General features: G+C 54.4%; 23 protein-coding genes and 1 riboswitch. Of the genes, 19 read left to right on the top strand and 4 right to left on the bottom strand.

Features of this window, described 5'->3' with window-relative positions; translation table 11 throughout:
• Position 1: 1 nt before the first annotated feature.
• The 4 genes from T458_RS36505 to T458_RS36490 form a co-directional block, all read right to left on the bottom strand.
• Positions 2-892 (bottom strand): ABC transporter permease subunit, encoded by an 891-nt coding sequence (locus tag T458_RS36505; protein WP_023555978.1) that lies wholly within the window; start codon positions 890-892, stop codon positions 2-4.
• Positions 893-904: 12 nt separating this feature from the next.
• Positions 905-1,909, bottom strand: a complete 1,005-nt coding sequence (locus tag T458_RS36500; RefSeq protein WP_023555977.1) for an ABC transporter permease — start codon at positions 1,907-1,909, stop codon at positions 905-907.
• 25 nt (positions 1,910-1,934) lie between these two features.
• Positions 1,935-3,569 carry an ABC transporter substrate-binding protein gene (locus tag T458_RS36495; protein ID WP_023555976.1) on the bottom strand — a complete coding sequence of 545 codons (1,635 nt, stop codon included), beginning with the start codon at positions 3,567-3,569 and terminating at the stop codon, positions 1,935-1,937.
• A 67-nt stretch (positions 3,570-3,636) separates the two neighbouring features.
• Positions 3,637-4,344: a M15 family metallopeptidase gene (locus T458_RS36490; protein ID WP_031305528.1), complete on the bottom strand. Its 708-nt coding sequence runs from the start codon at positions 4,342-4,344 to the stop codon at positions 3,637-3,639.
• Positions 4,345-4,638: 294 nt separating this feature from the next.
• Between T458_RS36490 and T458_RS36485 the strand changes: the two genes are divergently transcribed.
• The 19 genes from T458_RS36485 (at position 4,639) to cobK (ending at position 24,151) form a co-directional block, all read left to right on the top strand.
• Positions 4,639-6,282 carry an ABC transporter substrate-binding protein gene (locus tag T458_RS36485; protein WP_023555974.1) on the top strand — a complete coding sequence of 548 codons (1,644 nt, stop codon included), beginning with the start codon at positions 4,639-4,641 and terminating at the stop codon, positions 6,280-6,282.
• Positions 6,283-6,293: 11 nt separating this feature from the next.
• Positions 6,294-7,073: a sensor histidine kinase gene (locus tag T458_RS0128570; protein WP_023555973.1), complete on the top strand. Its 780-nt coding sequence runs from the start codon at positions 6,294-6,296 to the stop codon at positions 7,071-7,073.
• Complete coding sequence (locus tag T458_RS36480; RefSeq protein ID WP_023555972.1) at positions 7,070-8,125, top strand: response regulator transcription factor; 1,056 nt, start codon at positions 7,070-7,072, stop codon at positions 8,123-8,125. The genes T458_RS0128570 and T458_RS36480 overlap by 4 nt, the downstream gene beginning before the upstream one ends.
• A 3-nt stretch (positions 8,126-8,128) precedes the next feature.
• A complete protein-coding gene (locus T458_RS36475; protein WP_023555971.1) occupies positions 8,129-9,292 on the top strand; it encodes a hypothetical protein in 1,164 nt (387 codons plus the stop codon).
• A 106-nt stretch (positions 9,293-9,398) separates the two neighbouring features.
• Positions 9,399-11,006: an ABC transporter substrate-binding protein gene (locus T458_RS36470; RefSeq protein WP_023555970.1), complete on the top strand. Its 1,608-nt coding sequence runs from the start codon at positions 9,399-9,401 to the stop codon at positions 11,004-11,006.
• Positions 11,007-11,014: 8 nt separating this feature from the next.
• Positions 11,015-11,962: an ABC transporter permease gene (locus T458_RS36465; protein ID WP_023555969.1), complete on the top strand. Its 948-nt coding sequence runs from the start codon at positions 11,015-11,017 to the stop codon at positions 11,960-11,962.
• Between the two features lie 9 nt (positions 11,963-11,971).
• On the top strand, positions 11,972-12,841 hold the full coding sequence (locus tag T458_RS36460) for an ABC transporter permease (RefSeq protein WP_023555968.1): 870 nt from the start codon (positions 11,972-11,974) through the stop codon (positions 12,839-12,841).
• 17 nt (positions 12,842-12,858) lie between these two features.
• Positions 12,859-13,686: a M55 family metallopeptidase gene (locus T458_RS36455; protein WP_023555967.1), complete on the top strand. Its 828-nt coding sequence runs from the start codon at positions 12,859-12,861 to the stop codon at positions 13,684-13,686.
• Between the two features lie 25 nt (positions 13,687-13,711).
• Positions 13,712-14,692, top strand: a complete 981-nt coding sequence (locus T458_RS36450; RefSeq protein WP_023555966.1) for an ABC transporter ATP-binding protein — start codon at positions 13,712-13,714, stop codon at positions 14,690-14,692.
• Entirely contained in the window at positions 14,680-15,672 is a 993-nt protein-coding gene (locus tag T458_RS36445) for an ABC transporter ATP-binding protein (protein ID WP_144083813.1), read from the top strand. The genes T458_RS36450 and T458_RS36445 overlap by 13 nt, the downstream gene beginning before the upstream one ends.
• A 95-nt stretch (positions 15,673-15,767) precedes the next feature.
• Positions 15,768-15,985: riboswitch (cobalamin riboswitch) on the top strand.
• Positions 15,986-16,041: 56 nt separating this feature from the next.
• On the top strand, positions 16,042-16,650 hold the full coding sequence (gene cobO, locus T458_RS36440; protein WP_290367266.1) for a cob(I)yrinic acid a,c-diamide adenosyltransferase: 609 nt from the start codon (positions 16,042-16,044) through the stop codon (positions 16,648-16,650).
• Positions 16,650-17,756, top strand: a complete 1,107-nt coding sequence (gene cobD, locus T458_RS36435) for a threonine-phosphate decarboxylase CobD (protein ID WP_023555963.1) — start codon at positions 16,650-16,652, stop codon at positions 17,754-17,756. The genes cobO and cobD overlap by 1 nt, the downstream gene beginning before the upstream one ends.
• A complete protein-coding gene (cobU, locus tag T458_RS36430; RefSeq protein ID WP_023555962.1) occupies positions 17,753-18,292 on the top strand; it encodes a bifunctional adenosylcobinamide kinase/adenosylcobinamide-phosphate guanylyltransferase in 540 nt (179 codons plus the stop codon). The genes cobD and cobU overlap by 4 nt, the downstream gene beginning before the upstream one ends.
• Positions 18,289-19,026, top strand: coding sequence for an adenosylcobinamide-GDP ribazoletransferase (gene cobS / locus T458_RS36425; protein WP_023555961.1), 738 nt, complete (start codon positions 18,289-18,291; stop codon positions 19,024-19,026). The genes cobU and cobS overlap by 4 nt, the downstream gene beginning before the upstream one ends.
• A 22-nt stretch (positions 19,027-19,048) precedes the next feature.
• Positions 19,049-19,645, top strand: coding sequence for an alpha-ribazole phosphatase (gene cobC / locus T458_RS36420; RefSeq protein ID WP_023555960.1), 597 nt, complete (start codon positions 19,049-19,051; stop codon positions 19,643-19,645).
• A 19-nt stretch (positions 19,646-19,664) separates the two neighbouring features.
• Positions 19,665-20,621: an adenosylcobinamide-phosphate synthase CbiB gene (cbiB, locus tag T458_RS36415; RefSeq protein WP_023555959.1), complete on the top strand. Its 957-nt coding sequence runs from the start codon at positions 19,665-19,667 to the stop codon at positions 20,619-20,621.
• Positions 20,622-20,668: 47 nt separating this feature from the next.
• The gene (gene cobJ, locus T458_RS36410) at positions 20,669-22,450 is read left to right on the top strand and encodes a precorrin-3B C(17)-methyltransferase (RefSeq protein WP_023555958.1); all 1,782 of its coding nucleotides are present in this window, start codon (positions 20,669-20,671) and stop codon (positions 22,448-22,450) included.
• A 21-nt stretch (positions 22,451-22,471) separates the two neighbouring features.
• Positions 22,472-23,365 (top strand): sirohydrochlorin chelatase, encoded by an 894-nt coding sequence (locus T458_RS36405; protein WP_023555957.1) that lies wholly within the window; start codon positions 22,472-22,474, stop codon positions 23,363-23,365.
• 12 nt (positions 23,366-23,377) lie between these two features.
• Positions 23,378-24,151 carry a precorrin-6A reductase gene (gene cobK, locus T458_RS36400; RefSeq protein ID WP_023555956.1) on the top strand — a complete coding sequence of 258 codons (774 nt, stop codon included), beginning with the start codon at positions 23,378-23,380 and terminating at the stop codon, positions 24,149-24,151.

The following is a 24,151-nucleotide window of genomic DNA, read 5'->3' as shown; positions in this document are numbered from 1 at the left end:
CCTAAGAACGGTTTGCTTTCGGATCGAGGATATCCCGGATGCCGTCACCGATTAGATTAAAGCCGCAAGAAGCCAGGAAAAGGGCAAGTCCCGGAAAAGTCGGGTACCACCAGTAATCCAACAGGTATTTCCAGCCGATGCTGATCATCGCCCCCCACTCAGGAGTAGGCGGCTGTGCGCCCAGGCCGAGAAAGCCCAAGGTAGCTACTAGCAGAATCGCGTCCCCGATGTCGAGAGTGACCTGGATGATGACGGGGGACAGGGCGTTCGGGATGATATGACGGACGATGATGAACCAGGAAGGAATGCCGAAAGTAACGGCTGCCTTGACAAAAAGCTTTTCCCGCAGTGCCAGAGTCTCCGCGCGTGCCAACCGGACATAGACCGGAATCTTGATGATGGCGATGGCGAGCATCGCATTTTGCAGGTTGGGACCAAGCGTTGCTGCGATGGCCATCGCCAGGACGAGAGCAGGAAAAGCGAGAATGATGTCCATGAGCCGCATGATGAGCTGATCAATCCTGCCGCCGAAATAGCCGGAGACGGCTCCGATGATGGTGCCGATCACGCCAGCGCCGACGACGACCGCGACCCCGACGCCGAGAGAAAGACGAGCGCCGTACAGAATGCGTGTGAAAATATCCCGGCCGACCTCATCTGTGCCAAACCAATGATCGGCGCTCGGCGGGGCAAAGCGCTCGGGAATATTGATTTTGGTCGGCTCATATGGACTGATCAGCGGCGCGAAAATCGACAGCAGCAGGATCAGCAGGAGCAAAAACAGGCCCAAAAGAGTGAGCGGATTGCGGCGGATCTTGTACCAAAAGGGGTTGACCGTCTTGGTTGATCTAGCTGCGGCGATCGATTCGGTTTTCAACGTTGTACCAGACACCAGCTTTTCCCCCTATTCCTTGATTTGCGGATCTAGCGCGTAGTAGGTCAGGTCGACCAGAAGATTGATGATGACGTAGCCAAGCGAGATCACAAAGGTAAAGCCCATGATCGCCGGGAAATCAAGGAAGGCGATCGATTCGACGACGTATTTGCCCATGCCCGGCCAGCCGAAGATCGTCTCGGTCACAACAGCCCCGCCGAGCAGCGAGCCGAAGCTGAGTCCCACTACCGTAATCGTCGGGATCAAGGCATTGCGCAAGGCGTAGCGGAACAGCAGGACCGGACCGTGGATGCCGTTGGCAAGCGCTGTGCGGATGTAGTCCTGACCGAGCACCTCCAGCATGCTGGCACGCACCTGGCGGGTGACAGTAGCCAACTGGGCGAAAGCGAGCGTGCAAGCGGGCAGGATGAGATGCCAGAGACTGTTGGAAAAGGCTGCCCAGTTCCCGGTCAGCAGACTGTCCACCAGGAAGAGTCCGGTGATCGTCGGCGGAGGAGTGACCATCAGGTCGATCCGTCCGCTGGAGGGCAGAAGATTAAACACTTTGTAAAACAGCAGGATGCCGACCAGGCCGCTCCAGAAGACCGGAGTCGAGATGCCTGCAATGGAAAAGAAGCGTCCCGCATGGTCCCAGCCGGTATCTTTTTTGACGGCTGAAAGAATGCCGATGGGAATGCCAATGACAATCGCGATGACAAACGCAGTCAGGGCAAGCTCAATCGTGGCGGGGAAAAAGGTAATCAGATCATTGATGACAGGTTGCTGCGTACGGATCGAGTCGCCAAAATCACCTGCAAGAAGCCCCTTCATATAGGTAAAATATTGGACCCAGACTGGTTGGTCTAGGCCCAATTGACGACGAACTTCCTGCAGTGTTTCCTCACTGGCGCGCTGCCCGACCATCATTCGTGCCGGGTCGCCCGGAATGACGTGGGAGAGAAAAAAGGTGATCAGCGTCACTCCGAACAAGACCAGCACGAGCATGGCAAGGCGTTTGGTGATGATTTGTCTCACGAGGAAAACACTCCTTCAAACGGCTTTATTTGGACATGTCGGCGAGGTTGTAGATCCCCTCCAGCATCGGGTTGAACACAAAGCCTTTGACCTGCTTGCTGATCGGGAGCTGGAAATCCATCTGATAGAGATAGAGGTACGGCGCTTCGTCGATGACGATGTTCTGCGCTTCCTTGTAGAGCTTTTCACGTTCTGCCTTGTCGTTGATCTGGGCTGCCTTGCGCACGAGCTCGTCCACCTTGTCATTTTTGTAGAACGCGCGGTTGCCGGCGAGGCCGAAGTTGTTGGAATCAAACCAGTAGTTCATGAACATGTACGGATCCCCGAAGTCCGGGCTCCAGACGCCGAGTGCCAGGTCGAATTCGCCTTTGTCCATCATTTCGCGAGAGGTGGCGTAGGCGATTTTTTTCAGATTGAGCGTTACACCCACATCTGCGAAAAAGGATTGCAGAGCCAGTGCTTCGGTCTCCCACCATGCTTTGTTGTCCGAGTACAGAAGATCGAGCTTCAGATTGCTGACCCCTGCTTCAGCCAGCAGGGCTTTTGCTTTTTCCACATCGCGCTTGTATTGGTGTGCGGATTCGTCATGACCCCAGAGACCTTTGGGAATCGGACCGCGCATTTGGGTCGCGAAGCCTTCCTGGACAGAGGAGGTCAGGGCATCGTAGTCGACGGCGTAGCTCAAAGCCTGCCGAACCTTTGGATTTTGCAGAGCCGGATTGCCTTTGGTGGAATTGACGTAGACGTAGTCCACAGCAAGGCTTGGCTCTTGCAGAACTTCGACGTTCGGGAAGGCCATGACGGCTTTCAGCTGTTCTTTTGGAATTCCTTCGGCGATGTCGATCTCGCCTTGTTCGAGCTGCAGTCGTTGGGATGTAGCGTCAGGCACGATCTTGAAGAAGACGTTCTGGATTGCGGGTTTGACTGAGGAGTGAGGATTCAACGTCAGCTTGATGTATTCGCCTTTGCGCCATTCACTGAGTTGGTAGGGGCCGCTGCCCATGGTGTTGTTTGCGAGGTAGTTTTGGCCGAGGTCGCCGTCTTTTTCTTGTTCCATGACCTTCGGATTGACGATTCCGCCGTAGTTGGCTGCCAGAGTAGAGAGGAATGGCGGGAAGTTCTGGTTGAGAACAAAGGTCACGCTGGTCGGCGAATCTACTTTTACTTCCTTGATGACATTGTAGACATCGGCAGGACCTTTCTGGATTTTCAGGGTGCGGTCGAAAGTAAATTTGACCGCTTCCGCCGTGACGGGAGTTCCGTCTGCGAACTTGTTTCCTTCTGCCAGGGTGAAGGTCCAGGTAAGTCCGTCGTCGCTCACCTTCCACTCCTTGGCGAGTCCGGGTTTCACTTCGGTAGTGGCACCGTCATACTCGACCAGGCGCTGATAGGTAGGATAAGTGATTTTCCATGCGCCGTTGTCAAAGGTGACGGCTGGGTCCAAGGTGCCTTGGTCTGCGTTGATGGCGACGAAAAGTGTGTCGGTGGGCGTTGCTGACTGGGCTTGCTGTGCTGGGGCGTTCTGTGCTGGGGTATTCTCGGGTGGTTTTGTTTCTCCCTGTGACTGATTTGCGGGCGTGCTGCTGCATGCGGCTGCCAGTAAGGACAGGCTGAGCAGAAGACTGGTAAAGAGATGAGACCTAGACCATCTGCGCTTCAATCAAATCGACCCCCAAGTGGTAAATATATTTAATTAATTTTTAATATATTGCAAATATTATGTGTATTCAACTCTTTTTTGCTTGCATCGACAAAATTCCTCCGTATCGAGGCTCCTCACCGGTACGCACAGCCCAGCTTCTGGTACCGTACTCGTAATGCCACCACTCTTTCGGATAGTTGACGAAACCAGCTTCGATCATGAGGTGGTAGAGGAGGCGGCGGTTGTCGCGGATCAGGATGTCGCGTTCGCTAGGTTCAGAGATTTCCTCGTAATGACGGGTCGTCGCCAGATCGCTAAAATCGTCGAAGGCCGTCCCCATTTCCAGCCAGCCGCCGGGTCCTGCGATGGTCAGGTCGATCGCGCCGCCGGAGAGATGAGGCGAGGGCTTTTGGATATCTGTGGTGGGCAAGGCGACGAATTTGCCGAGTTCGGCTTTCAACTCGTCTCCGTCCTGCCATCCTTGCCGCAGGAGGGATTGGCGGAATTCTTCATAAAGAGAGGCTTGTACCTGTGTCGAGCGCCAGCCGTCCAACGCGACGAAGGAATAGTCTGTCGGAAGCTTTTCGGCGGCGGCAGCCAAGCGTTCGGCCGCGCCTTCTCGCAAATAGATTTCAGGCTGCGTGCCGTCATAGCCCTGGTGGTAATAGGCGGAGTAGACGGTGATTTTGGGCGAAAGCGTCGAGAGTGGAACCAAGGCCTCGCCGCAATCATGCCATACAGACAGGTTCGCGGTTGACACTTCCGGAATCACAGGGATGGGAGGGTACAACAAGTCTCTCACCTCGTATACATGTTTTGGAAATATGGTAACGGATATTTGAATTCTAGTAAACTACAATTTTTTTTCATATGTTGTATACCGTTGCATGTTCACAGTCGTCAAAATCCTTTACACTCAGAGGGTCAGGCGGACGCAAGCCAGAAGCATGCCGCGATGTCAGATAATGGGAGGAGGAAGCAAAACAGGTTCAAAAATCGAAAAAATAATGCGATTATTTCGAATTAATCAACGAGTATTCATTGCTATGATGTGATGTACCAGCATCATAGGCGAAAAGAGGAGGACATGAAAGCAGTGCGTGTCAAGGTAACAGCCTGTCTCGTGATCATCCTGCTGGCAAGCATGAGCGTTGCAGCTTGTTCGGGAAATCACCTGTCATCACTTTCTTCGGGGAACGCTGGGAATCTGTTTTCAGGCAAAAGCGGGGGAACCCTTACGATCGCGCTGCAAACAGATATTGTTTCCCTTGACCCGGCCTTTGCTTATGACTACTCCACCATGCCGGTGGTTTGCCAGATTACAGAGGGTCTGCTGCGGTTTGACGAGCAATCCCGCCTGGCGCCCAATCTGGCGGAAAAGTGGGAGATGAAAGATCCGCTCACGTATGAGTACACGATTCGCAAAGACGTCCATTTCCATGACGGAACACCGATGACGAGCGATGACGTGGTTTTCTCCCTGCGCAGAATCAGGGATCAGCAGACCGGATCGTATCTCTCCTGGATGTATCGCAATGTCGAGAGCATTGAAAAAACCGCAGAGTGGACCGTTCAAATCAAGTTGAAACAGCCTGATGCCCTCTGGCGATACGTACCCGCAACCACCGCTGGGCACATCGTCAGCAAAGCCTCTGTCAGCAAGCATCAAACGAGCTTCGGCAGCGCTGAAGCGGGTCTCGTCGGGACTGGCCCATTTCGCTTCGAGAAATGGGATACAGGCTCACAGGTGGTGTTAAAGCGTAATGCTGACTATTGGAACAAAGAGGGAGGCCCCTATCTGGACGAAGTGATTTTTCGCGTCGTTCCTGACAAACAAACACATGTCACAGGCCTCAAGTCCGGAATGGTGACCGCCTCGTTCTCTCTACCCGTTGATGTCATTCCCGACGTGGAGCGGCTGGACAATGTCCAGATTCAACAGACGGAGGGCTATGTAAGCGACTTTATTGCGTTCAACACCAAGCGAAAGCCGTTTGATGAAATCCAGGTGCGCAAAGCGTTCAGCTACGCATTTGACCATGACAGATACCTGAAAGAAATTGTGAAAACCTACGGCTTGTCCGCGAAGAGCGTCCCGATTCACAGCAAGATGTGGACGTACGAAAAGCATAGCTGGGATTCCTACTACAAGAATCTCCCAAGATACGTAAATGATTTCGAGCGTGCCAAGGAATATCTGGCGCACTCCTCCGTACCAGACGGCTTCAGCGCGAAGATCCTCACCGACAACACGCCGATCAATCTCAATGCGGCACTTGCACTGCGGACCGCGGTCAAGCCTTTGGGAATTGAATTGAAAATTGAAATGGTAACCAGAAAAGAACTGACTGCCCGATCTCTGGGGGGCACACGCGATTATGACCTCATCGTCTACCAATGGGGCTCTGACATGCCGGACCCGCTGGGAAATCTACTTCCGCTGTTTCACTCCGACTATCTCGGGAGCGGGGGAGCGAATTATGCCAATTACCAGAATCCCAATGTAGATTGGCTCATCACCGAGGCAGCCACACAGATGGATGAGAAAAAACGGGCCAAGCACATGATCTATGCGCTCACGATCATTGCACTGGACAGCCCTTGGATCGTACTGGATCATCCCAAGCAAATTCTCGTGATGAACAAGGCCTTGACGGGATACACCTTATCTCCGCTGTGGTATTGGGACAGCTTCACCAAAAATATCAAATACATGCATGCGCCGTTATAAGAGGGATGGCTATGATCGTATCACAATCCGCGTTTACGTTTCTGATCGTATACGGCATCGTTGGCGGTGTAGTCGGCCTGACGACATTGGTCCTGGTCCTCTTTTGGGATAAGGAATTGGAGTACCTGAAGGTGGAAAAGCGGAAAAAAGATCTGGAGGTGCTGTTGATTGAATCTCAGCTATCCAATCTGACTTCGCAAATTCAGCCCCATTTTTTATTCAATGGTCTCAATACCGTGACATCCTTGATTCGAATCGGGAAGTACGAAGAAGCAACCGAAGCGATCCATGGCATATCCTCGTTGCTCCGGTATACCCTTCGCGCGGACAGCGATTTGATCAGCATCGATGAAGAAGTGAATACCGTCATGATGTACCTGAAAATCCAAAAGCTTCGCTTCGGTCCCAGGTTGCAGTGGCATGTGGACATTGAGGAGCGTTTGCGTTCTTTCAAAATACCCATCTTTCTCATTCAGGCATTGGTCGAAAATGCTTGCAAGTATGGAATCGAGCCATTGGCAGAGGACGGCGAGATATCCATTCGCATCTGGCACACCGCCGGCAGCCTGCAAATCGAAATCTACAACAACGGACCTGGCATTGACCAAGAGATCGTCGAGCACTTCAACCTATGGAAGGAACAAGGCACATCTGCAGAGCGAATCGGGATTGGATTCAAGAACACCCAGAAGCGTTTGCAGCATTACTTCCCGAATCGGGGAGATTTGCAGGTGGTTCCCAGTGTAGAAGGGTCCAGATTCGTAATCACCATAAAGGAGGTCGTGCTATGAAGGTGCTTTTGGTGGACGACGAGCCTTTTGAGCTTCTCAATTTGCAGGTGCTGTTGGAAAAAAGCAGCCCTGATTACGGGATAACATCTGCCCACCATGGGGGAGAAGCGTTGAAAATCCTGGAATCGGAGCCCATGGACCTGATCTTCCTGGATATTCGCATGCCTGTCCTGGATGGCATCGCGGTATTGGAACGGGTCAAGACGAGCTGGCCGGATACCGAGATCGTCATGGTTTCCGCCTACGACGAGTTTTCTTATGCCAAACAGGCGCTGGAGCTGGGCGCGTCAGCCTATTTGCTGAAGCCTTTTAGCACCACTGAATTTTACGAAACCCTGCAAAAAGTGGAGCGAAAGTACCACGAAAAATCGAAGGCGAAACCATTGCTGCAGCAATCCTTATTGGAAAAAACCATTCGCTCCGGAGATGCCATCGATGAGCATGTGTGGGGGCAGCAATTTGGTTTCGTACCCGATGCGGTGGCAGCGGTGCATGCGGCTTCTCCCGGTTGGCGAAACCTTTTGCTGGAGGAGCTCAAAGCCTCCCAGATCGTGATCGCTCCTGAGCCCATAGACGGTGCCGAGCTGGTGCTCTCTGCGACGCGGCATATGCAGCCTTTGCGAGAAGCACTGCTGCGGTGCAAACTGCTTTCGCCCGACGAATTGTTCAGGTTCGGGCTGGGAGAGTCCCTCAATCTTCGGACTGCGTGGGAAGAAGCAATGCGGCAGCTCCAGGATGCCGAGGACTCGATAACGGCCCGCTGTCTTCGTTTTATCCAAGAGTATTACCAGGAGGCCTTGACCTTGGCGGATGTCGCAAAAGCGGTACATGTCAGCCCGACGCATCTCAACCGGCTGCTGAAAAAAGTAACAGGCTGCACCTTTATCGAGGTGCTGACGGCAATCCGGATCGAGCGAGCCAAAGAACTGCTCAAAAAACCGGTCAGCATCGAGTATATCGCCATGGTCACCGGGTTCAAAAGCGCTGCTTATTTCTCTTCCACGTTTAAAAAAGTGACCGGTCTCTCGCCGAGAAGCTTTAGAAGGGGGTAATCGATGATGGCGCAAGGATTGGCAAAAAAGATTGTCTTTTTATTAATCGCCAATGTACCCCCCATGCTTTTTCTGCTGGCGCCGCAAATTGCCTACGATTACGGTGTTGTGGGTATCGTCGGCTTTACGGCAGCGGGGATGCTTTCCTTTTTATTCACGCGATTGATGTATCAAAGGACGCGGGAGCAGGAAGGAGGTGGCTTGCAGACCGCCATGCTCTTCTTCTCGATCGCACAGTTTGGCTGCTACCTGCTGTTGACGGCAAAAATTATTATTCTGCGCACCTATCTGAATGATTCCGTCTGGTATCTCCTGGCACTGGCTGGTGTGATAACGGCCATCATTCTTCTGGCGAGCAGGCGGGGATACGGCAGGTGGATTCCGGTCAGCGTGATCATGATGGGAATGATCGCGTCGGTCATCATACCTACTCTCGTCTATCTGCACGTCAGCATCCCAACGGTCTATTCCGGCGTTCACTTTTTGTCAATCGATACCCTTTCTGCGAACAGGGCAGAGATGTGGTGGGTCATGGCAGTCTTTTTTATGGGGATGATGGCGCAGCAGTTGCTGCCGGTCTTCTTCGGCAATGGCAAGCAGAAGGGCTTGTCCCAGCAAGCTTATCCCCACACCTTAAGCGCATTTCTGTGGTCCTGCCTCCCAATATCGCTCGGCTCCCTGGCGTTTGTGGCAAAAGCCCAAGCCATCTGGCCCAAGCAAACGGATCAGGTCGGGGTGTTTGTCATCGAACAATTCGGCGGGGAGGTCGGGCACACGCTTTTTCTTGTTTCCATCCTATCCATGCTGATTTACTCGCTTGCCAGCACGGTGCGAAAGGTGAAGCAATCCGTACTCGGAGCGAGGGGATTGATTGGCGCGTTCCTGTTGGCTGTATGCATCAGCCTTTGGCCAAGCATCACGATACTGGATATTTTCGTTGGATTTTGTCTGGTGTGGGGGCCCTTATTGTCGGTGATCGCTGTCGGGACGAAGTCGAAGGCGAATTTGCTTCTCGTTTTCTTCGGGTCGGCAGCAGCCGTCATCATGTCCTTGCAAACCGGAATGATTCCGGGAATTTTAGGGGGAAGCTTGCTCAGCGCCTTACTCGCGTTAGCATACAAATTCGTTGGCAAGAAAACAGAGCAATCGGCAAATGAAGCAGCTTGAATCACCGAGCCAAGCGATTTGAAAGGGGGGATTTCTGGGCAGGATCAGAACTTTTGAAAGTTGCTTTTTGCTAGGAAGGATACATCAGAAGGAGGTAGAGTGGATCATGAAAAAACGTCTCGGCCTGGCACTTGTAAGTGTATGGACCATGATCAGTTTAGTAGCCTGTTCCGCGTCACCAGCCAATCAAACCGCGCAAACGCCGCAGCAGCCGGCTCCGCAGCCTGGAGCGGAACAGACAGCAGAGCAGGACAACACCCCGCAGACGGGAGGGGTTCTGCGTTTTGCCCGCAATCATGATATTACCAGCTTCGATCCGATCATTCCCGCAACGAATTTGGCGATCTGGACCGTGCTGAACATGTATGATCAGCTGGTTCGCCTGTCCCCGAACGGAGACGGGATCGAACCGGGTGTAGCGACGGACTGGACCATCTCGGAGGATGGCAAAACCTATGTCTTCAACCTGCGGGATGATGTGAAATTCCATAATGGCATGCCGCTCACGCCAGAGGATGTGAAATATTCCCTGGATCGTGCGCGGGGCGGGGACTCCAACTGGGATTGGATCTATCCGGCGATCAAATCGATTGATGTAACAGGCGAGCATCAGGTGACGATCAACCTGGAGGCTCCTTATCTTCCTTTGCTGTCTACTTTGGCATTATCCAGTTCTTCCATTGTTCCCAAGCAGGTCGTCGAGGAGAAAGGAAAAGAATTTTTTGCGAATAATCCCGTTGGCTCCGGGCCGTTTCAATTGGAGAGCTGGCAGCGGGGGCAAAAAATCGTGTTGAAGAAAAATCCAGACTATTGGCAAAAAGGCAAGCCGTATCTGGACGGAGTCGAATTTGTCCAGGTTCCCGAGGATACAGCGAAAATCTTCATGCTGCAAGCCAAGGAACTGGAGATTTCCTCCAATGTTCCTTTCAGCTCCCTGCAGCAATTGGAGGCCGACCCGTCCCTACACGTACTCGTCGCTCCCTTCGCCCGTCTGGATATGATCCCGATCAACTCGACGGTAGAGCCATATAACGACCTGAAAATCCGTCAGGCTATGAACTATGCCATCAATAAGCAGGAAATTATTGATGCGGTGCTGATGGGGCATGGAGAGGTCGCGACCTCTTACCTGCCTAAGGTGTTGTACTATAACGATCAGCTAGAGGGCTATCCCTACAATCTGGAAAAGGCCAAGCAACTGATGGCTGAATCCTCGCGGCCAGACGGCTTTAAAGCGACGCTGACCATTAATTCCGGAAGCGATATCAACAGCCAGATGGCGGTCATCATGAAAGAACAATTGAAAGCGATTGGCATTGAGCTGGAAATCCAGCAGCTGGAGCCAGGGGTCGTAGACGAAATGCACTCCAGCATGAAGTACGAGATGATTACCACCTACTACTCCAGCGATATCATCGATCCGGACGAAATCACGATGTTCGGCGCTGCCCCGAGCGGCGGAACCAACGCGTATTATACCGGCTACAACAATGAAGCACTCGATAAAATGGCGCTCCAGGCGCAGCAGGAACAGGACGAGACAAAGCGCAAGGAGATGTACTACGAGCTGCAGCGCATCTTTAGCGAGGATGCTCCGTTTATCTTCCTGTTCCACACGCCGAATTCTTATGTGACGCAGAAAAATGTCCACGGATTCCAAGTATCCAACATGGGCAGCTACCGGCTAGAAGACGTTTGGCTCAGTAAGCAGTAAAGAAGGTGATGGACATCGGACGCCTGCAATATGCTGTCAAACACATCGTTTCGCTTGTTCCCGTTTTGCTGGGAATATCCATCATTACGTTTTTTATGATCCGTCTGATTCCCGGAGACCCGGCACAGATCCTGCTGGGCCCCCGGGCCAATCCGGAGACCGTGCAGCGGGTGACAGAACGAATGGGACTGGATCAGCCGCTGCTCAATCAGTACCTCATTTACATGCAAAACCTGTTTCAAGGGAACATGGGTGACTCGATCATCATCCAGCAGCCCGTTCTCACGCTGATTGGCGAACGGCTGGATGTCACGCTGTTTCTCGTCATCTACACCACCATTCTCAGCGTGCTGATCAGTGTACCGATCGCGATGTGGTCCGCAGTGCGAAAAGACAGTCTGCTGGACAACGGCTTTCGCGCCGCCTCGATCACGGGCCTTTCCATGCCCTCTTTCTGGATCGGGATTCTGCTGATGCTGCTCTTGAGCATCAAGGTAAAGCTGTTTCCCGTATCGGGTTACGGCAATACGTTCACCGAGCATCTGCGACACCTGTTTCTCCCTGCCTTGACGATTTCCTTTTCCCTGACCCCGGTGCTAATTCGCCCGCTGCGCACGAAAATCATCACCATCCTGTCCGCAGAATTCGTGGAAGCGGCGCGGGCGCGGGGAATCAAGGAAAGCCAGGTCATGATCAAGCATGTCCTGCGCAACGCTGTATTGGGGACGGTCACGATCCTGGGGGTAAATGTCGGCTGGCTTTTGGGAGGATCCGTCATTGTGGAAACCGTTTTTTCCGTACCGGGATTAGGCCAGCTTTTAATCAGCTCGATTTTGACCAGGGATTATCCGGTGATACAAGGACTGGTTCTTGTGTTTGCCGCACTCGTGATTGTCGTAAACCTGCTTACGGACATTCTCTATACAATCCTTGATCCCAGAGTGAAATTGGAGTGATGAAAAGCGATGTCCCACATACAAACAACTGTTACGAAACCCTACCCCAGAAGGGTTCTGCCTGATTTCGTCCGAAGACTGCCCGTCAATGCCAAGATTACGCTCGGGCTGCTGATCATTCTTTTGGTCCTGCTGGCATCCATCTGCGCACCCCTTCTGACACCCTATGATCCGGTGAAAAATGACTTGTCCCAGGCCTTTCAACCGCCTGGAAGCGAGTATTGGTTCGGCACAGATAATTTTGGGAGAGATATTTTTACAAGGATGCTGTACGCAGCCCGTATCGATTTGCAGATCGGCGTTTTTTCGGTGATCACGCCTTTGCTGCTGGGGTCGCTGATCGGCCTGCTGTCCGGATATTTTGGCGGCTGGTTTGATTCCGTCATGATGCGGCTGGTCGATATCGTGATCAGCTTTCCTTTTATCGTCCTGATTATCGCAATCATTTCCATTCTGGGAACGGGCTTGTTCAATCTGTACCTGGCGATTGCCCTGGTAGGGTGGAGCGCCTATGCACGCATCGTCAGAGCAGAGGTCCTGGTCATCAAGCAGCAGGAGTATATCCTGGCCGCGAGAGGGATGGGGTATGGGCACGGGCGCATTTTATTCCGGCATATTTTGCCCAACGTCATCTCATCCGCTTTGGTGTTCGCCATGTCGGATGTGGTGCTGTGCATCTTGCTCGGGGCTTCGCTGAGCTTTTTGGGCTTGGGCGTTCAGCCGCCTACCCCCGAATGGGGAGCCATGATTGCGGAGGGAAGAAATTTCATTATCAATGCCTGGTGGATTGCGACGATTCCCGGTCTGGGCATCATCGTCACGGGCTTGGGCTTTAGCCTTTTGGGTGATGGCCTCGCGGAAAAAATTGAAAGCCAATAAAAATGGGGGAAAAACAGATGAAATTGTTTATTTCCGTGGATATGGAAGGCATCTCCGGCGTTACGGACTGGGATGATGTCGATAAGGGAACCAGCGACTATGACTATTTTCGCACCTTGATGACTGACGATGTGAACGCTGCGATCGAAGGGGCGCTGGAGGCGGGAGTCACAGAGGTCGTCGTCAACGATTCCCATGACACCATGCGCAATCTGATCGTAGACCGCCTGCATCCCAAAGCGGAAGTGATCCGCGGCTTTGTGAAGCCTCTGTTGATGATGGAAGGGATCGACGAGTCGTTCGACATGGCCTTTTTCATTGGCTACCACTGCATGGCAGGGACCAATCAAGCCATTCTCAACCACACGCTGAACAATAAAGCCGTGCAGCGCATCACGATCAACGGCCGGGAAATTGGCGAAGCCGGAATCAATGCCGCGATTGCCGGAGCATTCGGAGTCCCAGTGGTGCTGGTTACGGGCGACAGTCAAACAGCGTTGGAGGTAAAACAGGAGATAGAGGGCGTCCACACCGTAGCGGTCAAGCAGGCCATCGGCATGTTCACGGCGCGCTGCCTGCATCCTGCGGTCAGCCAGCAGATGATTCGGGAAAAAGCCATCGAAGCTGTGCGCAACAGGCAGCAGGTCAAGCCCGTCAAAGCGCTGGATCATTATGAAATCGACATGGAATTCAAATACACCAGTTCTGCCCATCTGGTCAGCTTTCTGCCGGGGATGACGCTGGTCGGGGGGAGAACCATCCGCTTCCACACGGATGATATCCGCAAGGCGATGCCCGTCCTGCTAGCCATTCTTCTTTTGGGAGATGTGAAGGAGCTGTCCTAGAACGTGGAGTACAGGAGTGATGAAGATGGATCCACTTTTGGAAGTCAAAGATCTGGAGATCGTCCTGGAGCTGAAAGAACGATCCGTCTATGCCGTCAACAGTGTTTCGTTTGACGTCAGACAAGGGGAAACTATCGGACTCGTCGGAGAGAGCGGAAGCGGCAAGAGCATGACATGCCGCTCCATTCTGAATTTGCTGCCTGGGACCAAAAGCAAGACGGTGAAGGGAAGCGTTCAGTTTGAAGGACGAGATCTGCTCACTTTGCCGAAGCAAGAATGGCAGCAGGTGCGCGGCAAGCAAATCGGGATGATCTTGCAAGACCCGACGAGCTCGCTGGATCCGGTCTATCGGGTGGGAGATCAGATCGTGGATACCCTGCGAACCCACCAAAAGATGAGCAAAAAAGAAGCGTGGGAGAGAGCGATCAAGCTTTTGCAGCAGGTAGGAATTCCATCTCCTGAAAAACGCGTCTCTCAATATCCGCATGAATTGAGCGGAGGCATGAGACAAAGGGTGATGATTGCGCTGGCGATCTCCTGCAACCCCAAGCTGCTGCTGGCAGATGAACCGACCACGGCCCTCGACGTGACGGTACAGGATCAGGTGCTCCGCTTGTTGAAGCAGCTTCAGCGAGAGCTAGGCATGGGGATCTTGCTGGTCACGCATAATCTGGGCATAGTGGCGGAGATGTGCGATCGCGTCGTCGTCCTGTACGCGGGCAAGGTAATGGAAATCGCGAGCGTGGAACAACTGTTTGCCGCACCGAAAAACATGTACACAAAAGGGCTGATCCGCTCCGTTCCGCAGCTTGATTCGACGGGTCGGCTGGAAGGAATCCCGGGCTCGCTGCCGAGGATGAATCAGCCCCTCGCAGGCTGTCCTTTTCGGGAGCGCTGTTCGCTTGCAACCGAGGAATGCGCCGATGCCGAAAAAACCCGACTGCAAGAGGTTAGTCCAGGCCATTGGTCAGCCTGTGTCCATCATGAAAGGATGTGTGGCTTTTGACTTCGATCTTGAAGGTAGAGGGGCTGCATAAAATCTATCAGCGCAAAGAGACATGGCTGGATCGCGTTTTTCGCAAAAACAATCCGAAGCTGTACGCCGTGAACGATGTCTCGCTGGAGGTAAAGGAAGGCGAAACACTAGGGCTGGTAGGGGAGAGCGGCTGCGGAAAAACGACGCTTTGCCGCACCCTGATGAGACTTTATGAACCCACAGAAGGCACCATCTCTTTTTTGGGCCATGACATTACGCATGAAAGCCCAGGAAAGCTGCGGCATCTGTACAAGGATATGCAGATGGTTTTTCAGGACCCCTATTCATCCCTGAATCCAAAAATGACGGTGAAGGAGATGCTGAGCGAAGCGATTCGTTTTCACGGCATCTGCACGTCGGAGAAAGAGACGGACGAGTATATCGACTACTTGCTCGTGAAGGTCGGTCTCTTGCCCAGCGACGCGAACAAATACCCCAAAGCATTCAGCGGAGGTCAACGGCAGCGCATCGCCATTGCCAGAGCCATCGCCGTCAAGCCCAAGCTGCTGATCGCAGATGAACCCGTTAGCGCGCTGGATGTGTCGGTTCAGGCGCAAATCCTGAATCTGCTGGAGGATTTGCAAAACGAGCTGCAACTGACCATGATCTTTATTTCTCATGATTTGTCCGTCGTGAAGTACATCTCGGATCGAGTGGCTGTGATGTACCTGGGGCGCATCGTCGAGATCGGACGGACGGAGGAAGTATTCGAACAGCCTGCCCATCCGTATACCCAAGCCTTGCTGTCCGCCGTCCCGAGAATTCAGCCGGGAACAAAGCAGGAGCGCACGCCATTGGAGGGCGATCCGCCGAATCCGTTTGAATCAAAGGAAGGGTGCCACTTTTACGCACGCTGCTCCCAGCGCATGGAGAAATGCAGATCTGCCACACCCGACGCCTATCCGCTATCTGCTACCCACCAATCCCGCTGTCATCTGGCTGTCGAGTAAAAAGCTGAGCATTCCATTGACCCGTTTGCAGCTTTTGCTTGAATCCCCACCAGCATTTGCTATGATTAGTACAAGTACTTGTCAGCTGGAAAAATGAATACGATTGACAAACAGGTCCTTGTTTATGCGAGCGAGACATTCGGATAAGCAAGGTTAAAAGGGAAGTTTGGTGAAAAGCCAACGCGGTCCCGCCACTGTATGAGAGGAGCTTTTTCTTCACGGCGCGATGCCATCCACTGCCCGGTCAGGGTGGGAAGGAGAAGAAAGGCGATGATTCTTGAGCCAGGAGACCTGCCTGTTTTTGTGTTGCACTGATTTCCTTCGGGTCAAAGGAAGAGGTGAGGATTGTGATGGTATGCTATCCGCGCTTTGTTTTCCTTTTTCTATAGAAGGAGAACAAAGCGTTTTTCTATTTCAGGAGGGATGATGATGAACCAGCAAGCCAGCAAACGCGGGTTGCTTTTGGTCTATACGGGTGACGGCAAGGGAAAAACGACAGCAGCTTTGGGGCTTGCGGTACGGGCGACCGGAAGGGGCAAAAAGGTATTGATGATCCAATTTATCAAATCGCCGGAGCGGACCTATGGCGAAAAGATCGTCTTTGACCGCCTGGGGATCGAGATCGTGCAAAAAGGGATCGGCTTTACCTGGACGAAAACACCCGAGGAGCATCGGGTAGCGCTGGCTGAAGCGTGGCGCTTTGCCAAAGAAAAGCTCTTGTCAGATGCCTACGACATGGTGATCCTCGATGAATTAAACAACGCGCTTGCCATCGAAAAATTCCCGATTGACGATGTGCTCCCGCTGGATGATGTGATGGACACCTTGCAAAAGCGGCCCGAGCGCATGCATGTCGTGATCACCGGGCGCAGCGCCAAGCAGGAAATCATGGATCTGGCTGATCTGGTGACAGAGATGAAGCCGATCAAGCACTACTACGAGGAAGGCATCCCTGCTGTGCTGGGGGTTGAGTTCTGATGGAGGTACTGGAAAAATATGGACACGGCGGCGACTGGGTATCGGCAGCCAAGCGTTACGGCATGCCCGAAAACGGCTTTCTCGACTACAGCGCCAATATCAATCCGCTTGGACCGCCTCCCTCCGTCATCACAGCGCTGCAAAACCATCTGCATGAAATGACGCGCTACCCTGATCCCGCCCATCGCTCGTTTCGTCAAGCCTTGGGGAAAAGATTGAAGCAGGATGAGGAGTGGCTTTTGCCTGCGAACGGCGCGGCGGAAGCAATGGCGCTAGCGCTGTTGGCGCTCGCTCCTGAAAAAGTCGGGGTGGTCTATCCCTGCTTTTCCGAATACGCACAACTTTCGGAGCAGTTTGGCGCCCAGGTGATCGGCTGCTTCGGTCGCGAAGAGAACGGCTACAAGGCGGAAGAGTCTCAGCTGCGGCAGCTTTTTGAGCAGACGGATTTGGTGTTTGTCGGGTCCCCGAACAATCCGACCGGCATCCTCTATACGGCGGACGAATTGAAGCGTATGGCTGGCTGGACAGCCGAGACGAACACCTGGCTGGTTGTGGATGAGGCTTTTCTCGATTTTGTAGATGAGAAAAAGGCGTTTTCGCTGGAGGATTCATTGGGTGATTACCCTCGAGTGATTCTGATGCGCTCGATGACCAAAATGTACGCGATTCCGGGGCTGAGGCTGGGATATGCCATCGCGCATCCGGATGTCATCGCACGGATGAAGGCGAAGCAGGTGAGCTGGAGCGTCAATGCCTTGGCTTTACTTGCCGGGGAGCATTGTCTGGAGGAAATCGCCTACGAGAAGGAGACGCGCAAGCTGATTGCAGAAGAGCGCGAATATCTGCGTGCCTTTTTGCATAAGGAATTGGGCTGGCAGGCTTGGCCGGGCGAAGCGAACTTTCTGCTCGTACGCACCTCGAAAGACTGGACAGCACAGGAGCTGCAGACAGGGCTCGGGAAAAAAGGCATCCTGATCCGCAGCTGCGCCATGTATCCGGGCTTGACCCCGCGAGACTTCCGCATCGCCGTGCGCAAGCGGGAAGAGAACGAACAGTTGATGGACGCCTTGCGCGAGGTTTGCGAGGAGAGGGGGAGGAAGCGATGAGTCTGATTCTGGTCACGGGGGGAGTCCGTTCGGGAAAAAGCGGTTTCGCCGAAGAACTGGCGGCTGAGACGGGCAAGCGAGTCCTCTATGTCGCGACCGGAGAGGCGAAGGACGAGGAGATGCGCAGCCGGATAGCGCTGCACCGATCCCGCCGCCCTGCTGATTGGGGATGTGTGGAGATTCCTCTGCGCTTGTCAGAATCGATCCAGGCAGCGCGGGAATACGAGGTCGTCCTGATCGACTGCCTCTCTACCTGGGTCAGCAATCGGCTGATGGCGGTTCCCGAGCCGGAGTGGAGAAGCGAGGCCATCACCCGGGAGGTCTATGAAGAAGCGACTTCGTGGCTGGACGGAGTGGCAGCATCATCACGGACCGTCATCGCGGTCACCAGTGAGGTCGGACTTGGCGGGGTGGCGATGAGCAGGCTGGGACGCTGGTTTGCCGATGTGCTCGGTGATGTCAATCAGATGACGGCCCGCCGTGCGGATACGGTCTACGCGGTCTGGTCAGGAATACCTTGGAGGATCAAAGGATGAACGCATTTTGGCATGCCCTTTCTTTTTTCACGCGCATTCCGGTCCCTTGGCTGCGTCCCAGCGAGGAAGCGTGGAAAAAAAGCGTCGCCTGGTATCCGGCAGTTGGTCTGGTCATCGGGGTGATTTTGTGGGGCGTACATCAAGCGGGACTGTGGCTGTTCAGCCCTTTGCTCGCAGCCGTGTTGACGCTGATCGTCTGGGTGTACATCACCGGCGGCCTGCATCTCGACGGGTGGATGGATCTGGCGGATGGCCTCGGAAGCAGCCGCTCCCGAGAAAAAATGCTTGCGATCATGAAGGACAGCCGGGTTGGAGCGATGGGCGTTTTGGCGGCTCTCTTGCTCTTGCTGCTGAAAATGGCGGCGTTGGCTGAGCTGACGCATCCGTGGTGGGGGATGATGCTTCTGTTCGTTCCGATGGCAGCTCGCACGCATGTCCTGCTGGCGATTCGGTACTGGCCCTATCTGTCTGCGGATGAGGGGATTGGCAAGGGAATCAGTGAAGGTCTTTCTTCAGTGCATATTGTGGTTGCCTACTTGTTATTGCTTGGGGCCGGCTGGTGGCTGGGTGGCTGGCAGACAGTTGGCGCGATCCTGGCATCTCTACTGTTTGCCCTCGCCTTTTCCCGAGGAGTGGCGCGCAAGCTGGGAGGCTTGAACGGAGACTGCTATGGAGCGGTGATTGAGAGCAGCGAGGCTGCGATGCTTCTGGCCTTGCTCCTATTTTCCAGATAAGTGCGAAAGGAGCTGTTCGCCGATGAAGTGCCTATGGGTACGGCATGGAGAGACAGAGATGAACAGGCAGGCGAGATACCTGGGACATACCGATGTAGGCCTGCATGAAAACGGGAGGAAGCAGGTCGCCGCGCTGGCAGAACAGTTGCAGTCTTTGGAACTGAACCCGGCGAAAATCTATGCCAGCGATTTGCAGCGTTGCGTGCAAACAGCCGAATTGCTGACAGCGCGCTTTCCTTGCTCGGTGCAGACGACCGCTGCTTTGCGGGAGCTTTCCTTCGGGGAGTGGGAATTGCTTACATACGACGAAATCGTGCAGAAGAATGAAGAAGAGGTCAAGAAGTGGCACAAAGATCCCCTGCTCGTCAGCCCGCCCGGCGGAGAGAGCCTTCAGCAGCTGGGGGAGCGCGTCGATGCCTGGCTGCAAGAGATTGTGGAAATGCATGCGGGCGAAGAAGCGCTGGTGATCGTGACGCATGGCGGAGTGATTCGCTGGTTTCAGTCTGCCTGGCTGGCGCAGGACAAGAGCCATTACTGGCAGGTGGAAGGATTGCGTCACGGTACGGCCATGCTGACGGAGTGGGATGGACAGCGCTGGACCTATCAGCCCCTTCTGTAAAAGAGAGGGAGAATGACAGATGAATGAAGCGGCGTGGGTGCTCGTGACCGCCTATTTGATCGACAGGGTCGTGGGCGATCCGCGAAGTCTCCCGCATCCGGTGGTAATCATCGGCTGGTGGATCTCACGGCTGGAATGGTTGATCCGGACTTGTGTCAAACAAGAAAAGCATCTCAAAGCGGGAGGCGTGTTGTTTCCGCTGCTGATCGTAGCCGGGAGCTACGCAGTTGTCTGGCTGATCATCTGGGCAGGGGCGCTGGTATCGCCATGGCTGTCCTTCGCTTTGTCAGCCTGGCTGATTTCCACCACGATCGCGACCAAAGGACTGGCGGATGCGGGTCTGGAGATCATGCGCCATTTGCAGGCAGGCGACATCCCAGCAGCTCGGCGCTCGCTCTCGATGGTGGTCGGGAGGGATACCGAGCATCTGGATGAGGCGGAGATTTGCCGCGGCGCAGTGGAGACCGTCGCGGAAAACATCGTGGACGCCATCGTCTCTCCGCTCATCTACGCGGCGATCGGCGGCGCGCCGCTCGCGATGGCCTATCGGGCGACGAACACGCTGGACTCGATGCTGGGCTACAAGAACGAAAAATACCGAAATCTGGGCTGGGCGTCCGCTCGTTTCGACGACGTCGCCAATTATATCCCGGCGAGGTTGACCGCCCTTTTGCTGCTCGCGGCAAGCTGGCTTTTGCGCCTGGATGTCCGGCAGAGCTGGCAGATCATCCGCAGGGATGCGCACTTGCATCCCAGCCCCAACAGCGGATTGCCGGAAGCGGCTGTCGCCGGAGCCTTGGGCGTCCAGTTGGGCGGATTGAATACATACCAGGGCGTCCCGTCGGAGCGTGCCAGACTGGGGGATGCGCGTCGCCCGCTGCGCCCCGAAGACATACGCATGACGGTGCGCTTGATGTACGGCGCATCCCTGCTGTGCCTTCTGGTATGTCTGGGAATCGCCGCATGGCTTGGTTGAGTTCGTGCTAAGAAAAAGCACCTTTGGAAAAGAGGAGGTTCATCCGTATGAAAGGCAAGTTGTTTGTGATCGGGTTTGGTCCGGGCAGTTTTGAGCATATCACCAAACGGGCGCGGGAAGCGATCGAGGAGAGCGATGTGATCATCGGCTACTCCACCTATGTGGATCTGATCCGGGATTTGCTCACGGATCAGGAGATCGTCAGTACCGGGATGACGGAGGAAGTGACGCGTGCGCGGGAAGCCGTCCGCCAGGCGGAAGAGGAAGGCAAAAAGGTGGCTGTCATCTCCAGCGGGGACGCGGGCGTATACGGCATGGCCGGTCTGGTCTACGAGGTGCTGGTGGAGAAAGGCTGGAAACAGGCGACTGGCGTCGAGCTGGAAGTGATTCCGGGAATTTCGGCGATCAACTCCTGCGGAGCGATTCTTGGCGCACCGATCATGCACGATGCCTGCACGATCAGTCTGAGCGACCATTTGACGCCATGGGATCTGATCGCGAGACGCATCGATGCGGCTGGCATGGCGGACTTTGTCATCGCCCTGTACAACCCGCGCAGCGGACGGCGCACGAGGCAGATCGTCGAAGCGCAGCGGATTCTTTTGCAGTACCGCTCGCCAGATACCCCTGTCGGGATCGTAAAGAGCGCCTATCGTGATCGGGAGCATGTCGTCGTCACTACCCTGGCGCAGATGCTGGAGCATGACATCGGCATGCTGACGACGGTGATCATCGGGAACTCCTCTACATTTGTCTACGATGGCAAAATGATTACGCCGCGCGGCTATCAGCGCAAATATACCTTGTCCTCGGACGAACAGCCATTGAAGCCGCATCAGCGTCTTCGGGTGGAAAACGAGCCATGGTCTTTGGAAGCGGCAGAATCGGGAGAAAAGGCTGAGATTCAGCAGGCACCGCGAGCGATGTATTCTACGCCTGCACCTGCCGCGAAGGAACCAGCCACCGCTCAGCCAGTGCCGACTTCTGCAGCGGGTACGGCTGTCGCCACGCTGGCTATGCCGACTGCCGAGGCGCAAACCCCGACCGTTCAAGAGCATTCGCCAACACCGCTCGATTGGGCGACGCAGGCACTGCGTATGGTGGATGAAGCCAATGGGGTGGTTGTCGATACGACAGCTTCTTCAGGCGCAGCCATCCGATCCGTAGAATCCTTCGTTCCGGAGATGATATTCGAGTGCGCGGTCAGCCCCGGTGTCGCCAATAAAAAGATTACTCCCCAGCAGATGATGGTCCTTGCAGAAGTGGCGGGGGAGAAGGGCGAAATCGAGTATACACCGCATCATCAGATGATTTTGCGAGTCTCGACAGCGGACCCGGAAAGCGTGACAGGACGCCTGCGTGAGGCGGGGCTTACGCTCAGCCCGACAGGTGATGTGCTGCAGGTAAAGGCTTGCGATTTTTGCGACGGCGAGAAAAAAGACGGCATCCCGTATGCGGAGGAGCTACAACGTATCCTCGGCGGCAAGCAGATGCCGAAAGAGACGCGCATCGGCTTCAACGGATGCGGCATGGCCTGCTACCAGGCAGTGACGGAGGACATCGGAATCGTTTTCCGCAAAGGCAAATTCGACCTTTTCCTGGGAGCCAAAACGGTGGGAAGAAACGCCCACTCCGGCATTCCGGTCGCAGAGGGCATCCCCAAAGAAGAGATCGTGCCGCTTGTCGAGCGAATCGTGACGCGATTTGCAAAAGAAGCCTTCCCGAATGAACGTTTTCACAAGTTTTTCCAACGAGTCGGGGAGCTGGAAGGCTTCACATGGCGCGAGCCGGCCAAGTTTGAGATCGAAAATGCCGCATGCGGCGATTAAAAGAAAGCAGGGGGAATGGAAATGGATGCAGTCCTATTCGTTGGTCACGGAAGTAAAGATCCAGAAGGAAATGAAGAAATTCGTCAGTTTGTAAACGGATTGGCGCCAGAAATCGATGTTCCGATTATCGAGACATGCTTTTTGGAATTTGAACGCCCGGATATGCTGCAGGGACTCAGCGCTTGTGTCAAACGAGGAGCGACCCGCGTAGCCGTCATCCCGATCATTTTGTTCTCGGCGGGACACGCCAAAATCCACATTCCAGCCGCGATTGATGAAGCCAAAGAGCTGTATCCGCATGTACAGTTCATCTACGGTCGCCCCATCGGCATTCATGAGGAAGTGCTGAACATCCTGGCGACGCGCATGGAGGAAGCGGGCTTCGCTTCTGGCGAGGAGCACGAGGATCTGGCGGTGTTGGTCATCGGACGCGGCAGCAGCGACGCGGACGCCAACAGCGATATTTACAAAATGTCCCGACTCTTCTGGGAGCGCTGGAAGGCGAAATGGGTGGAAACGGCTTTTATGGGCGTGACGTTCCCGCTGTACCAGGAAGGGATCGAGCGTTGCCTCAAGCTGGGAGCCAAGCATGTGGTGGTTCTGCCGTATTTCCTGTTCACCGGGGTGTTGATCAAGCGCATGGCGGATCAATTAGAGCAGTTCCGTGCGCAATACCCGGAAGCGCAATTCACCCTGGCGGAGTATTTCGGCTTCCATCCGCTTTTGAAAGAAGTCTTGAAGGATCGCGTGGAGGAAGCGCTGCACGGCGAGGTCAAGCTGAACTGCGACACCTGTCAGTACAGACTGGCCGCGATGGAGCATATCGATCACCATCATCATGGGCATCACCATGACCACGACCACGACCACGACCATCACCACCACGACCATGACCACAAGCATGTGACCAAGTAGGAGGGACCTGAAATGATTCTGGTACTGGCCGGGACGAGCGACGCCCGCGAGTTGGCGGTTCGCATCAAGGAGACGGGGTATGAACTGTTGAGTACCGTTGTGACCGACAGCGCCGCGAAGAGTATGGAGGAAGCAGGCCTTCCCGTCCAAGTGGGAAGATTGACCGCGCAGGATCTCATCAGTCTGATCGCCGAAAAAGGCATTCGCTGCGTGGTAGACGCTACCCATCCATTCGCAGAGGAAGCCTCGAAAAATGCCATGGCAGCGGCACAGGAGGCGGGAGTTCCGTATATCCGCTACGAGCGGGAAAGCCTGTCCGCCCCAGGGAGCGAGAAGCTGATCGTCGTGGAGGATTACGTGCAGGCGGCAGAGCTCGCGGCAGAGAAAAAAGGCGTGATCATGCTGACGACCGGAAGCAAGACGCTGAAGATTTTTACAGACCGCCTGCTGGGGCTGCCGGATACGACCTTGGTCGCCCGGATGCTCCCGCGCCTCGACAATATGCAAAAATGCGAGGAGCTGGGGCTTGCGCAGAAGAACATCGTCGCGATGCAAGGTCCATTTTCCAAGGAGCTCAACAAGGCGCTCTATGACCACTACAAAGTCACGCTGATGATCACCAAGGAGAGCGGCAAGGTCGGCGCTTTCGATGAGAAGGTGGAAGCCGCGCTGGAAATGGGCATCGAGACGATTGTCATCGGCCGCCCTAAGATCGAATACGGAGAAAAGTTTTCGGATTATGACAGCGTATTGAACCAACTCAACCAAGTGACAGGAGGAAAATGA

This window comes from Brevibacillus panacihumi W25, from assembly GCF_000503775.1.
Classification (GTDB): domain Bacteria; phylum Bacillota; class Bacilli; order Brevibacillales; family Brevibacillaceae; genus Brevibacillus; species Brevibacillus panacihumi_A.
The sequence above is the reverse complement of the archived record's forward strand: the minus strand, read 5'-3'. Positions and strand labels throughout refer to the sequence as shown.